This is a genomic window from Lentzea sp. NPDC042327, from assembly GCF_040647275.1.
GTDB lineage: Bacteria > Actinomycetota > Actinomycetes > Mycobacteriales > Pseudonocardiaceae > Lentzea.
This window is the reverse complement of record NZ_JBEZBX010000019.1, coordinates 136,585-150,804: the sequence shown is the minus strand read 5'-3', so window position 1 is coordinate 150,804 and position 14,220 is coordinate 136,585. Positions and strand designations below refer to the sequence as shown.

Genomic DNA, 14,220 nt, shown 5'->3' with positions numbered 1-14,220 from the left:
GTACTGCACTGGTTACGGTGTGGGAGAGTAGGTCGCCGCCGAACTTAATTTGCCCTGCGGGTTGAGCGCCACAAGCGCTCCCCGCAGGGCTTTTTCGTGTCCCCGCGGAATGCCGGCGCAGTGCGCGGCCGACCGGGTGATGTGCTCCAGGCGAGCGGGTGACGGCCGTCAGGCCCAGGCCGTCCGTCCCTACCGTGATCGCCATGAACGGTCAGTGGGCAGGGGAGGCACCTTTGCGGTGGCGAGCGCGCAGGAGGCGGGGCAGGCACGCCCGCGAACCCGCGCCGTCCTCGCAGTCACTCCTGCCCGCAGTGCTCGGCGTCGTGCTGCTGGTGTGCCTGATCCTCCTCCTGCTGACGTACCTCTAGCGGGACTGCAGCGCGTCGAGCGCATCGGCCTCACCACGCGGGCCGGCGGTCGGCGTCAGAACCCTGGGAACCGCGCCACGTGGTGGCCGCGGAGCCCAGGTCCTCCTGTCGGCGCTGAACACGGGGGCGCCGTTCTTCCGCGCGACGCCGCAGAGGTACCGCACGGAGAACGGCGCTTCGCCCATCAACAGACCAACCGCAGGACCTACCGGCTCAACGCTCACCCTGCTCGACGTTGTCGTCCACGGGAACAGGAACCAGGCTTCCGGTGGGGAACCGCCGCTCGTTGCGCTCGATCTTCGCGAACGCGGCCTCGACGAGGTCGACGCCGAGCTTGTCCGCCAGCCGCGTCAAGTAGTGCATGACGTCCGCGAGCTCGTCGCGCACGTTCCAGGCGAGCTGCGGATCACTCATCGCGTCCTTCGCCTCCTCCGGCGTCAGCCACTGGAAGAGGTCGGTCAGCTCGCCGACCTCTGCGGACAACGCCATCACCAGGTTCTTCGGCGTGTGGTAGCTGTCCCAGTCACGGGCGGCGGCGAACGCGCGCAAGGCGTCCCTCAGGTCCACGAGATCACGCTGACTCATGACCATTGACTACCACGTGGACTGACGAGCAAGTACACAGGTTGACGGAGCATGGAGTGTCCAGATCAACGTTGATCAGCTCTGAGTCATGTCAACATCGACGATCAACACATCCGTTCTCGTGGTCGGAGCTACCGGCAAGACCGGCCGCCAAGCCCGCGTCGCGGTCGTCGGCGACGCGGTTCGACTGGTCCACTCCGGACACCTGGGAGCCGGCGCTCGAAGGCACGACCGCGGTGCACGTCGTGCCGCCGGACAACCCGGCTCAGCTGGCGGAGATCCGTTCGAAGCTGCCGTGCAGGACCCCGGTGTGGAAGCGCATCTGTCGGATGGTGTGCGGAGGGTGCTCGGCCGGGAACCGCGAACGTTTGCGGACTACCTGGGCAGCAGCAGCTTCGCGTGAAGGCCACGCGTGCCCTCGTTGACGATGATCGCTTCGCAGAGCGCGCGCCCGGTCCGGGCTCGCCACCTCTGCACCATCTCGTAGTAGCGCAGACCGGTGGTGTGGGAGAGCTGGCCGATGCGTTCACCTTCGAGGAGCACTTCGAGCGTGTGCTCGCCCGTGTGCGTTCCCTTGGCGATGCGGCAGTCGCGGAGCTCGGCGATGACGTGGACGGGCGTGCGGCCGTTGACCACCCGGTGCAGCACGTACTGGTGGGCTTCTTCGTCCGTGATGCCGATCTGCTTCTCGGCCGGCAATGTCGGCGCGGTGCCGAGCGCCTCGTGGTCGAGCAGCAACAGCCGCGCGTCGCCCAGGTGCAGGTGCACGCCGAGGTACCGCTGGCCCATGATCCGGGCCGGGCAGGAGCCGACCTCGCCGCGTTCGGCGAGCTGGAGCAGCAGCGGGTAGTAGGTGTACGCGTGGTCGGTGCGCAGGTAGCCGGCGGTCACCGCCGAACCGTCACCGCGCAGCAGGTCGACCCGCACGGCGTGCTCGTCGTGGCGGCCGGCCGGCTCCGGCACGAGCACCGCGGTCGCGGGGATGCCGACGTCGAGGCTGCCCAGGCTGGGCACGGCCGGATCGAGGGCGAACGCGGAGTTGTTCCGCGCCACCTCGGTGATGGCGTCCTGGTGGTGCGCCTCCCCGACGATCGCGACCCGGCCCGCCGTGGACAGGCGGCGGATGCGGGAACGAGTGCGCGTCGGCACGATCGGCTCGACCGAGCCCTTCTTCGTGCCGACGAACATCAGCGCGAACAGTGCGAGACCGATGACGAAGCCCAGCGGGCCGAAGGCAACGGTCAGAACCAGCGCGAGCACAGCGACGGCGATCAAGACTGCGGCGGGCGACGGTTCTGTGCGTTGCTGCATCGTCACGGGCATCCTCCCGACTCAGTGCGCTCGTCACTCTGAGTGTCGGGAAAGCCGGGAGATGCGCTTCACAGATCGCTCATATGGCCTAACGCAACCGGCGAAGAACTCCAGCCGGTGACCGGAAGGTGACGGGGATCGGGGTCGTCGGCGAGAGGCGAGCGCGGGTTCTCCTCGGCGAGCCGCTGGCTCGTGACGAAGCTCCACCAGGCGCGGGCGGTCCCGTAGCCGATGCCGCCGAACAAGGCCACGCCGATCAGATAACCCCAGCTCGTGGTGAAGACGCGGTACACCGAGAACAACGCCATCGCCGTCGTGAGGGCACTCATCACCAGCAACCAGTGCTGGCCGTTCTGCACCTTCTGCGTGTTGCGCTGGGCCGGGTCGCCATTCAAGCTCCACAGCGGTTTCGCCAGGTCCCACCGGCTGCTCTCCAGCGGCGGCCGCGGGTCGGCCTGCGCGCGCACCGCCGCGCGCTCGGTGACCAGGCGATGCAGCTCCTCCGCGTTGTCGCACGGCAGCAACCACTCCTGGCCGCCCCCGATGATCCGCAGCACCGGACCGGGCGTGACCGTGAGCTCGCTGGAGTTGGCGAACCGCCACAGCGCGGGCGTTAGGGCATTCCCCACCTCGACGTGGGTGATCCGGTCGAACCGCAGCGCGACCCGGTTGACCGTGGCCGCCGCGTGCACCGGCGCCGGCAGCTTGTCGAGCAGCAGCCGCCGCGACTGCACCCGCAGCCGCCCACCGCCGCGCAGCCGCACGCCGACCTCGGCCGGTGACCGCCGCACGTCACCGGTGACCGGCCGCGACACGACCCGCGCCGCCAGCCACGCCAGCGTCCATGCCACCAACGGCGCCGCCAGCGCCGCGACCGTGCTCAGCAGCTCGGTGAACCCCGCGGTGATCAGCCCGCCGACCGCGATGCACCCCGACGGCAGCAACGCGATCCGCGGCCACACCGTCGTCGTCCGCCACAACACCACGAACAGCACCAGCGCCAGCGGGATCGGCCAGAACCCGTCGTACTCGGTGAGCCGCTCGGTCAGCTCCGCGCCGACGTCGAACGGGGTGTCCCGCCACCGCCGCAACGTGTACGCGGACAGCAGCTGACAGGCGATCGGCACCCCCGCGGCACTGGCGACGAGCAGCGGTGCGGCCACCAGGTACCGCAGGAACGTCAGCATTGCTTCCCCCAGGCGTGTCAGTGCACCAGGGTAAGGCGTGCCCGGCGCACCGGTCCCGGTTCTCCGCCACCCGGCAACGCGGTCAGCACCAACCCGACCACGAGCCCGTTGAGGTCCTCCAACCCCAGCGTCAGCTCGCGTGCCACCTGGTGCGGCGTCGTGCCGTTCTCCCGCAACGCCCGGAACACCTTGGTGAGCAGCTTCGACGTCTCCCGCCGCGGCATGCCCTCCGTCTCGGCCGGCACGGTGGCGACGCCACGCGCACGCTCGTCGAACGTCTTCTTGTCCACGTGCCAGTGCCGGTGGTGCGTTCCCTGCAGCTGACCGGCGGGCAGCAGGAACTCCGCGGCGAACTCCCGCGCGTCCTCGTGCCCGAGCAACGTCCCCAGCTCCGCCGCCGCGTCGAACCGCGCCCGCTCCGCCGTCGTCGCCGGGCTGAGGAACACGTACGGCGTCCCGTTGTGCCAGCACGAGAACGCGCCGACGTCCGGGCAGTCCACCGAGAACACCCGCACACCGTGGAACTCCAGCAGCTGCACCATGTTCGGCGCAGGCCCGGTGCTCATCCGCCACTGCCGGCGCACCTCACCCGGACCGGTCCGCGGCCGCGGCAGGTTCGGCTGCGGCAGCACGAACATGCGCTCCAGCCACCCGCTGAACTCGATCGCCAGCTGCGCCACGCACACCGCTTCCGGCCGCGTCGTGCTGATCGACTGCGGCAACGCCGGCTCGGGCGCGCTCAGGAACGTCGCCGGGAACCCGAGCGCCGTCGCGAGCACCTCCCGCGTGGCCGGCGCCGGCCTGCGCTGCCCGCGCTCGTACTCGATGACCGCGCTCGTCGTCAGCCCCGCCTTGCGCGCCAGCTCGGCCGCGGTGAGACCGCGCCGGGTGCGGGCGAGCGTGAGTCGCGACGGCGTGAACATGATCCGGTCATTCTCACCGCTCGCTCAGCGTGGTGCCACGCGGGGCCTGATGTCCTCGTTCGGCGACTGCTCAGTCGTTGTCATCCTTCACGAAGCCCCAGGGTTCGCTCAACACGCGCTGCGCACCCGACCGGTCGGCCAACCGCTCGGAGGTCGTCTCCCGGGCCAGCGCGTCTGGAAGTGTCTCGGCGAACTTCAGACCACGTGCGGCCCGCTCGTCGATGTCCGGCGTCCGCACGGCCACAGAGGCCGACAGTGCTTGCCGGACGGCCTCGTGTTCCAAGCCCGGACGGAGCCGGATCGAACGGTCACCGATACGCTGCCTGCGGTCGACGAGGTCCGGCAGTGACGCGTGCAGCGTTCGGTTGACCGCGGATCCGGCCCAAGTCCACCAGCGCATGTCGCCATTGCGCGAGTGCGCCACGATCGTGCCGTCTGCATTGACGTGGCCGCTGTGGTCAGATCGCAGGTCGTCCAGCGTTGACCGAGCGCGGCGGGTCTGGGTCACACCGTGCGGGTCCGTGCCGAGCAGAACCTCTCGCATGCCCCTGGTGACGTGCAGAGACAGCCCCTGTCCTGCGCCGCTCCAGCGTGCGCGTCCTGGCAGGTCACTGAGTTCGACATGGCAGCGCCGGCGTTTCCAGTCGATGTGGCTCACCTGCCAGGTGCGTCCGCCCAACAACAGCACGCGCGGGCCAGCCACGTCCTCCAGCAGCACCTCGTCACCGACACGGCCGACCTCGTGCTGTCCGGACAGCACGAGGAACTCCGGCGACGCGGTGAACACCGCTGTGAGTTCCGAAAAGTGGCGTCGCCCGAACCTGCGCTCCGCTTCCGGACCGATGAAGGCGAGGTCACCGTCCCGATCGAGGAAGCCTTCCTCCAGCAGGTGGTTCATGATCTCCGCCGAGCTGTCGTCGAACAGCGGGAGGCTGCCCCACCAGTCCCGCCAGGTCCTGACTCCGACCGTCCTCTCCTGCAACGCGACTGCCAGTAGTTGCTGAGCCGCGATGTGCCGCGGCGCGGCCGGCGGAGTGATCGGCTCCACCCAGCCAGCCGCCCAGCGTTCGAGCAATCCGGCAGCGTGCAGGACCGCGTCCTGGCTCAGGCACAGGAACAGGCAGTTGCGACTGGTTCCCGTGCGCCTACCGGTTCGCCCGAGCCGTTGCAGGAACGAGGCCACTGTGCGGGGCGCGTCGATCTGGATCACGCGGTCGAGGTCGCCCACATCAATCCCGAGCTCGAGGGTCGACGTGGCGATGATGACGCAGTCACGCGCGTCGCTGAACGCTTCCTCCGAACGTCGCCGCTCGGAGGCCGACAGTGACGAGTGGGACAGGAACGTCGTGACGTTGCCGGTACGCAACGCGGCGCCCAGTTCCTCCGCGCGGCGCCGACTGTCCACGAAGACCAGCCGCTTCTCACCGCGGTGCAACGCCGCTATGACCTTTGCCGCGTTGTCGACAGTGCCCACGCGGTCGAGGGTGACCTCAGCGGTCACCGCGGCACCCGTCGCCGGAGCGACGACCTGGCGAGGCCGTTCCCGGTTGCCGCCCTGTAGCCACACCAGCAGTTCGTCGGGGTTGCCGACCGTCGCGGACAGCCCGATGCGCTGGAGATCGCGCCCGGCGATCCGGGACAGGCGTTCGAGCACGGCCAGAAGATGCCAGCCCCGGTCGTCACCGGCGAACGCGTGGACCTCGTCGACGATCACGGCGCGCAGGTGCCGAAACGCGTGGTGGGAGTCGACCGTGGCGGACACGAGCATCGCCTCGAGGGATTCGGGCGTGATGAGCAGGACGTCAGGTTGTTCTCGCAGTGTTCGGCGTCGTTGTCCTTGGCCGACATCGCCGTGCCACACCTCCGCGCGCCGCCCGAGCCATCGGGCGTAGGAGTCGACGCGCGGTGTCAGGTTGTTGAGCAGCGCCCGGAGAGGGCACACGTACAGAACCGAGATTCCTGTCCATCCTTCCTCCGCCATGCGGGACAGCACAGGAAAGATGGCTGCTTCGGTCTTGCCTCCCGCGGTCGGAGCGAGCAGGAGGCAGTCGGTGTCCGCGAGCACCGGCGCGACGGCGGCTGCCTGCAACGGCCTCAGCCCGGGCCACTGCAACGTGTTCACGACGTGGTGCTGCACGGCTGGATGCAGTGCGGCGAACCCCGTTTCAGACATCGAGGTCGATGTCGTCGGGTGTGACAGCGGCAGCCTCGCGTTCGGCGCTCGTAAGTTCGCCCCGGTCGATCGTCAGCGCGTAGTCACGGCGCGGGTCGAAGTCCGCGTGCTGTTCGACGGTGTCCAGCACGTTCAACACCAGTTTGCGCAGGAACAGCCGTGGCGCCACACCGATCTTGCCGCCGAGATTACCGGCGACCGCTGTCGCGAACGTCTGGAGGTAGTCGTCGTCGACCAACGACCTCACCCGGTCCGCCACCGGGGAACCGGTGGCGTAGAGATCACGGACCTTGCGACCGAGTTCGACGAGTCGGTCGAGGGTGAACCCGGTCAGCCTGATCTGTGGAGCGCGAGCGTTGTCGAACCTGGTGTCCGATCCGAAATCAGTGTGCAGCCGTCCGGCGAGGGGCGGGAGCAGTTGCACGCCCTGGCGTCCGTCGAAGAACGCCGGCGTGCCGGTGACGAGGAGGTAGAGACCGGGGAACCGGCCCTTGTCGACCTCGTCGATCAACTGGCGCAGGGCGTTGAGCGCCTTGGCTCGCGCGTCGCTGCGCACCCGTTGCAGGGTCTCCACCTCGTCGAGCACCAGCAGAAGACCGGGATGCCCGGAGTCGCGCAGGACTGTGAGCAAGCCCTGCAGGAAACCCAACGCCTGGAAGTGGTCGATGTCGCCTTTGACCCCGGCGACCCGCTTGGCGCCGGCCGCGACATGAGGCTGGCCCGCGAGCCAGGCAGCCAGACCGTCAGCGGTCTCGACGTCGCCGGCCGCCACCGCCTTGCGATATCCACGCAGTCCCGCCGCGTAGCCCGGGGTGGTCCGGGCGATGCCACCGAGGCGAATCTCGAGCAACCCGTCCACGGCTGCACCGAGCTGCTCGGGATCGGAGTCGTCGGCCGTACCCTCGGCGAGCACGTCCTCTTCGAGCGCGAACATCCAGCTGTCGAGAACCGCCCTGAACGCGCTGGCGGGACTGACGGCCGTCGTGAGGTTCTCGCACAGACGCCGGTACACGGTCTCCAGCCGGTGCAGCGGTGTCTCCGTCTCGGAGATCTGCACTTCGCTGACGGCCATCCCCACGGATTTCGCGCGTTCGGCCAGCCAGCGGGCGAGGAACGTCTTTCCAGCGCCGTACTCGCCGCGTACGGCCTTGAACTCCGCACCGCCCGCCACGCACGAGGAAAGCTCCTCGTCGAAGGTCGGCGACAGCCGGTCGAGGCCGACCGCGAACAGGTCGAGACCGCTTTCCGGCACCGTTCCCCGGCGCAACGCCGCGAGAACTGCCCGGCGCCGCGCCGGACTGATCGCGTTCATCGGTCCTCCGCCGGGAACTGCTCGTCGAGCAACTTCCCGTTGATCACCACGGTGCGTCCGTTGTCGATGAGGTCGACCACCGGGAACTGGTCGATGTTGAGCACCCGGCCCAGCGCGGCGACCAAGCCGCGCGGATTGCGGCCCGGGGTCTTCGCGGCAGCGAGCACGTCAGCGACCGGGAGCCGTCCACCTGCGGCCAGTACCGCGTCGACGACGTCGCGGAACACCTCCGGCTTGAGCACCCTGTTGGCCGGCTGCCCTTTGTGGGTGTTCACGAAGGTGTCGCAGGTGATGAGCAGAGTGCCTCGCGACGCGGAGGCTCCGCCGGCGTCGGAGAACAGGTCCGGTTGGCCACTCTGCGGTTGGGTCTTGCGGCGACTGGGTTTCGCGGAAGCCTTGGGCGTGACGGGTGCGGCCGGTGCGGTTTCCCGTCCCGTCCACCAGTCCGGTGCGCCGAGGGAGTGCACCGCCCACCCGGCCAGCTCCTCCAGTTGAGGGGGGAGCAGGACGACCAACGGGATCGCGACCTCCGCGAGGCTCGCCCCACCGTGATAGCCGTAGGCACGGCCGCCGTAACGGATGCGGTCGCTCGTCGCCAGGACCGCGGTGCCGCCGGGGGCCAAGACCCGCTGCCCGGACAACCTCACCTCGTCGGCGCGGACCTCACCGGTCACAGATCGCCAGCGCGCGCCTCCTGTGCCGTCCGGGTGGTGGGTCGAGCCATGTTCCAACACATGCCCGTGGTCGCTCGTGAGCACCACGATCCAACCGTTCTCCGCCGCTCGCCGCAGTAGTTGGGGTAGACCGGCGACGTTGTCCTGGCTCCACGACGGGTCGTCGGACTGCCGACCCTTGGCCAGCGCGTCGTCCACGGTGTTCAGCACGACCGCCACCACCTGCGGACCGTCGTGCAGGGCGAACTCCGCCTCCAGCTCGGCACTCAGGTCACGTCCGTGCGAACCGCCGAGTCCCGCCTTGTGGACCAGAACAGCGCGAGTCCGCGGTGGCCAGAAGGCGTGCTTGCTGAACGCTCGACGCTCGTCTTCCTGAGTCCCGCTCACGAGTGACGCGGTCAGCAAGGACGTTCTGCTGTAGGTGGTCTCCGTCGGGAACGCCGCGAGCACGGCTTCCCTGCCTCCGTCCGCGGCGCGCACCACCTCTGTCCATTCGCGACGACGGTTGTCGACGATCGAGTCGGTGATCTCGACGGCGGCCGCACCCGGCATCCCGTCGATGATGAGCAGGAGCACTTTGTGTTCGCGGACGAGCGGAGCGATGACGTCGGGCAGGAGACGTTCGACACCGACAACATCGTCCGGACAGGTGTGCGCGGCTTCCGGAAGTGCCCGCGCGAACTGCCGGTCGAACTCCGCGCGCCGGACGCCCGCGCGTTCGGCGATCGCGTGCAGTGACTTCGCCACCACGGGGTTCGCCGATCCGCGCCGCACCTGGTTGAGTTCAGCGTCCACCCAGGACAGCTCACGCGCGTGGTGACGCAGCGACGCGCCCAGTGCCGGGACGATCGCGCCCGGTGCGTCCAGCCAGCGCCGCAGGCGGACTGCGGCGCGCAACCGGCGCACAGCAGTCCAGTCTTCACCGGCATCGTGATGTTCCTCCACGGCCGCCAGATCCTGCTCGTCGAGCGACGTGGCCGCCCGTTCCAGACGGGCGGTGAACCCGCTGTGGAGCGCTCGGCTCAGATACGCCAACGGACTTGCGTTGAGCTGCGCGAGCAGCGTGTCCGCGTACTTGATCTGGTCCCACATGTCGTTGGTGAGCGCGAGCTCCACCGCGTGTGCCGCGGCCCCCGCCAGATCGGCTCTGTCCGGTTCCTCCAGTCCGAAACGGGAATGGGTGAAGGCGCCGAACGCCTTCACCGCGCTGACGTCGTCCTGCGGTGCGCGTGCCAGGACATCGGCCACGAGGAGTTCCGCGATGACGTCGTCGCGAGCGGCCGCCAGCCTGACCACGACCGCGGCGGCGTTGCCCAGGCGCTCGGCCAGGTGGGCGGTGATGCCCGCACGTTCGGCGTCCCGCAGATCCCGCCATCCCAGCCGGACGCTCGGGTTGTCGAGCGTGGTGATGAGCCCAGGCAGGTCGAGCAGCGCCGGGTCGACGGCCAGCCTGCCGCGCACGACGTGGCCCAGCGCCACCTCACGGCCGAAGGACAGCCCGGCGGTGTTGGTCAGATCGCCTTTGCGCGCCAGGTCGACGAGGGCGTCCACCAGCCAGACGTTGTCGGCACCGCGCAGCTGCGGATCCAGCTGGCGGGCGCGCAGGATTTCCTGCAACAGCGTGTACTTGCTGACGTCGTGGAGCTTTTCGTTGTGCAGCCGGGCCATGATGGCGTCACCGAGCTCGCTCTGGTCCCGATCCGTGAGCACGACGAGCACGTCGTCGTGACCGTCTGCCAAGGCGTCCAGTACCGACAGCACCGACGGGCATGCGACGTACCGCACGATGCGCCCGTGCAACTCGTCGCGTTCGGGACCGTGCCACACAGGCGTGCCGCGGGTGTGGATGCCGACCACGATCCGCCCGGTCGGTGCACGGCCGGTGTCGTCGGCCAGGGCTGCGATCACCTTCGCGACCCGGCTGGTGACCGCGTTCTCGACGGCCGGACCGAGGTCAGCTGAGACCATCCTGCGCCTCCACGACCCGGAACTGCACTTCGATCACGGCATCGGGGTTCGCCTGTCCGAACGCACGCAGCTCGTCCAGGACGTCGTCGAGCTTTCCTGTTGCCTCACCGGTTTTCCGCGACCACGTGGCGGAGGCGGTGCTCACCGGAGTCCGCGCGGTCGGCTGAGCTACTGGTCGTCCTGGAGCGTAGGCAGGTTTTGAAGGCGGTGTCGCGGCCGGAGCCGGCCGGAACCTCTCGATGAGAGCGCGTTTCGCGGAGTCCAAGGCCTTGCGCATGCTCGACGCGTGCTCACCTGCGTTGGCGGCGGCCTGGAGATCGTTCCTGATGGATGTCGCCGCCGGGTCGTCGAGCCAGCCGAAGATCGGCCAGTCGGCGTGCTGCAGGGCGCTGGTCACCTCACGTGAGGTTTCCAGGGATCGGCTGAGCACGACCGGCTCCACCCCGCCGAGATCGGCCATGGCCAGCTTCGTTACCAGGACCGTGGGGTCGGTGACGGTGTGCAGGCTGGTCAGCAGGTCGCTCGCTGCCACCGCGATCGCGTGCCGGCCGTGCGGCAAAGCAGAGTCCAGTCCCAGCCGCGCTGAGTGTTCGTCGAGGACTTCCACCAGTTCCACCGCGGGCAGGCGCAGCGCCTCGATCTTGGCGGACAGCACGCGGGCGAACCTCGCGACCGCGCGCGGAGAGATGACCGTGGCGCGCACGTCCGTCCCGGTCAGCGCGCTCGCCCGGCGGCAGGCGAGGTCCCAGTGTTCCCGTGACGGCAACGCCTGGCGGTAGAGCACCATGTCGTCGGCCACCGCGTCCGGCGTCTCCGGTGGGTCCATCCGGCGTTCGGCTCGTTTCCAGGCGCGGTGGGTGAGCTCGGCGAACGAGGCGATGACCAGGTTCTCGACCCGGCGTTCCATCCCCAGGTCGCGCAGCCAGGTGCGCACGGTTCGCACTGTCAGCTCGGCGTCGGCGAGGTCGGCTTGGGCAGCCTTGCGGTCGAGCTCCTCCGCCCAGTGCCGGTTCACCACGAACGGGCCGTTGTGCTCCTCACCGAGCCGCAGCGGGTGTGCGACGCGCCGCAACGCCTCGCGGTGGGGCTTGTCAACCTCGATCCGGCCCTCGGGGGCGTCGGCGGCCAGCCGCACGTGCGTCAGCGTGGTGCGCAGGTCCGCGTCGCGCACGACCTCACCCCGCCGTTGCGGGTCGAAGTCCGGGTGCTCGGGGTAGGTGGCCACGTAGAGCTGGTCGACCAGGGACCGCAGCGCGTCCGCGAACGGCCTGCCGGCGTCGAGTCGCGGGTTCACCGCGGCGTCCATGCTGACGAGGTGGTCCTGCCAGTCCTGGACGATCTCCTCCTTCGGCCGCGAGACGAGACCGTAGGCGTTCTTCAACGCCTCGCGCAGCTCGCTGCGCAGCGACGCCTGCAGGTTGCGCAGGAGATCGCGGGCGCGCTCGCGGTCGTCGGCGCCGATGTTGCGGGTGTTCTCCTCGAGCGTGTTGCGTTCCTGCAACAGGTAGTCGACCCGGATCAGGCGGCTCACCTTGTCGATGACGTCCTGGGTGAAGAAGGCGGGCAACCACGCCACGGAGGACCGGTTGCCGAGCTGCGCACGCAGCAGGTGCACCCGCGTCCGGTCATCGGCCGCGGAGTGCGTCTCCGAGTCGAACGGGTAGTCCAGCAGCAACCGCCAACGGTCCTCTTGAGATGGTTCGAACACGTCGTCACGCAGGTCGTGTGCGTCCCGGACGTTGCCGTAGACGACTTCGAGAACCCGCTTGCTGCCGCGCCAGGCCACAGGATGCTCCACCGGCAGCGCGCCGGTGTCCTTGATGCCGAGCTCGGTGAACAGCAGCGCCCGGACCAGCCTGCGTCGGGCCGCCTGGTCGTCGATCTTCACCACGCGTTCGAGGATCGCGTTGACGTTCACGCCGACGAGGTTCAGCCGGACGCTCGGGTCGGCGCCCTCGCCGACCTGCAGCTCCGCGACACGGCTGGCCCAGCTGCGCAGCCTGCGCACCACTTCACCGACCTCCTGGCCGGGGATCGGCGTGGTGATGGTGCCGTGGTTGAGCGCTGCCAGCCTGCGCGCGGTGAGGTCGCGCAGCGCCTCCACGTCCGGTGCGAGTGCCGCGAGCAGCAACGTCTTGACGAGCCGGTCGTCGCTGCGGAACGCCCTCAGCACACCGGGTTCCGCCTCGGCCAGGCCCGCCACCTGGTCCTCGTGCAGGTTCCGGTCCCGCAGCAGCATCGGCCGCAGCGTGCGCTGGTAGAGCGTGCGGGCCTCGTCGAACTCGTGCTTGAGCTTCTCGGTGAACGGCTGGTCCGCGCCGTCGGCGACCGCGTCGAACAGGTCTCCGAGGGGCACGAGCTGTCCCAGGCGGAACTCGTCGCGGCGGTTCACCAGGATCTGCCGCATCAAGAGCAGCGCCGTGCGTTCGCGCTGCAGCGCCGACGACACGTGCACAAGCGTGTCCATGAAAGCCGGGCTGAACGGATACGTGCGCGCGAACGCGTCGCCGTCTCCTGCACCGAGCAGCACGTCGCGAACCCAGCCGGGCAGCGCGTTCGTGCGCTGGAACGCCTGCTCCAGCACCTCCGCCTTGCCTGGCAGCGGTTTGAGGATGCGCTCCTGGGCGATGAGCGGAAGGTTGCGGTCCTCCAGCGTGATCCGCTCGATGCGACCGTCCCAGTGGTTCAGCCGGTCGTGGAACGACTGCAGCTCGGCACCCGTGCGTTCGGCGCCGATGCCGAGCTCGCGCAGGTCGCGCTGCCGGGCGATGAAGCTGACGATCGGTGCCGGCCGGTTGGCGTCACCCGCCTCGACGAGCTTCGCGACCTTCTCCGTCTCGCGGCTGATGAACGCCTGGTCGCCGATCTTGCCCGCGAGCCACAGCACCAGCTCGTCGAGGAAGAGCACGACACCGTCGTAGCCGAGCGCCTTGGCGTTCCTGCTGATCGCGGACAGGCCCTGGTCCAGTGGGATGTAGGCGTTCGCCGCGCCGCGAACGGAGTCGACGTAGTTGGGGAAGTACCCCTCGATGACCTTGGCGATCAGCTCGTTCGACGCGGCACTGTCGATGGGTGCGGCGAACCCTTCGTCCAGCTTCTCCACGGTCATCGCCTGGCCGAGGTCGCCCCAGCCCGTGTCGGCCTGCTGCGGCAGCCCGGCGAGGAACTGCTCGTCACCGAGCTTCCCGCGCAGGCGGCGCGCGTCTTCCAGCAGTCCTTGCGCGCGGTAGACCTGCGGGATCGGCTGGTCGGGATGGTGCTCCCGCACGTGCTGGACGTAGCCGCCGAGGATCGCGGCCTCCAGGCTCTCCGACCCGGTGAGGTGGTAGGGGATCAGCAGGAAGCGCTTGTCGCCGAGCCACCGGTGCCGCGCGACGACGTCACCGAAGTCCGCGCGGTCCAGCGCAGCCGGGTGACCGTCGAGCATCGCGTGCAGAACGGCCATGAAGTGGCTCTTACCCGAACCGAACGAGCCGTGCAGGTAAGCCGACTTGGAGCTGTGCTCGTCCAGCGCCGACTTGATCAGGTCCAGCGCCTCGGTGAACGCCACCCGCAGCTGTGGGGTCACCACGTAGCTGCGCAGTGCCTCGTCACGCTTGGTCTCGACACCTTCGGTCAGCTTCAGGACGAAGTCGCCCCGGTGCACGCGCTTCGGAATGTCGATCAGTTCGCGCAGCAGCGGCGCCGTGGTCGGCCCTGCGGTGGTCACGCTGGAGAAC

The 14,220-nt window shown here is 69.3% G+C and carries 9 protein-coding genes; 1 reads left to right on the top strand and 8 read right to left on the bottom strand.

The annotated features are described in order from the left end of the window. Nucleotides 1-203 precede the first annotated feature (203 nt). Nucleotides 204-368 carry a hypothetical protein gene (locus AB0A63_RS35430; RefSeq protein ID WP_360399267.1) on the top strand — a complete coding sequence of 55 codons (165 nt, stop codon included), beginning with the start codon at nucleotides 204-206 and terminating at the stop codon, nucleotides 366-368. A gap of 213 nt (nucleotides 369-581) precedes the next feature. Here the strand turns inward: AB0A63_RS35430 and AB0A63_RS35425 are convergent, their stop codons facing one another. The 8 genes from AB0A63_RS35425 to AB0A63_RS35390 form a co-directional block, all read right to left on the bottom strand. Continuing rightward, nucleotides 582-953 carry a nucleotide pyrophosphohydrolase gene (locus AB0A63_RS35425; RefSeq protein ID WP_360399264.1) on the bottom strand — a complete coding sequence of 124 codons (372 nt, stop codon included), beginning with the start codon at nucleotides 951-953 and terminating at the stop codon, nucleotides 582-584. A 375-nt stretch (nucleotides 954-1,328) separates the two neighbouring features. Next, complete coding sequence (locus AB0A63_RS35420) at nucleotides 1,329-2,264, bottom strand: hypothetical protein (RefSeq protein WP_360399261.1); 936 nt, start codon at nucleotides 2,262-2,264, stop codon at nucleotides 1,329-1,331. Nucleotides 2,265-2,332: 68 nt separating this feature from the next. Beyond that, complete coding sequence (locus AB0A63_RS35415) at nucleotides 2,333-3,451, bottom strand: hypothetical protein (protein WP_360399258.1); 1,119 nt, start codon at nucleotides 3,449-3,451, stop codon at nucleotides 2,333-2,335. 17 nt (nucleotides 3,452-3,468) lie between these two features. Continuing rightward, complete coding sequence (locus AB0A63_RS35410) at nucleotides 3,469-4,374, bottom strand: XRE family transcriptional regulator (protein WP_360399255.1); 906 nt, start codon at nucleotides 4,372-4,374, stop codon at nucleotides 3,469-3,471. A 70-nt stretch (nucleotides 4,375-4,444) separates the two neighbouring features. Then, nucleotides 4,445-6,547 carry a DEAD/DEAH box helicase gene (locus AB0A63_RS35405; RefSeq protein WP_360399252.1) on the bottom strand — a complete coding sequence of 701 codons (2,103 nt, stop codon included), beginning with the start codon at nucleotides 6,545-6,547 and terminating at the stop codon, nucleotides 4,445-4,447. Next, nucleotides 6,540-7,859, bottom strand: a complete 1,320-nt coding sequence (gene brxD / locus AB0A63_RS35400) for a BREX system ATP-binding protein BrxD (protein WP_360399249.1) — start codon at nucleotides 7,857-7,859, stop codon at nucleotides 6,540-6,542. Before brxD ends, AB0A63_RS35405 begins: the two co-directional genes overlap by 8 nt. Further along, on the bottom strand, nucleotides 7,856-10,501 hold the full coding sequence (pglZ, locus tag AB0A63_RS35395) for a BREX-2 system phosphatase PglZ (protein ID WP_360399246.1): 2,646 nt from the start codon (nucleotides 10,499-10,501) through the stop codon (nucleotides 7,856-7,858). Before pglZ ends, brxD begins: the two co-directional genes overlap by 4 nt. Beyond that, nucleotides 10,488-14,210 carry a hypothetical protein gene (locus AB0A63_RS35390; RefSeq protein WP_360399243.1) on the bottom strand — a complete coding sequence of 1,241 codons (3,723 nt, stop codon included), beginning with the start codon at nucleotides 14,208-14,210 and terminating at the stop codon, nucleotides 10,488-10,490. The genes pglZ and AB0A63_RS35390 overlap by 14 nt, the downstream gene beginning before the upstream one ends. Between the last annotated feature and the right edge of the window lie 10 nt (nucleotides 14,211-14,220).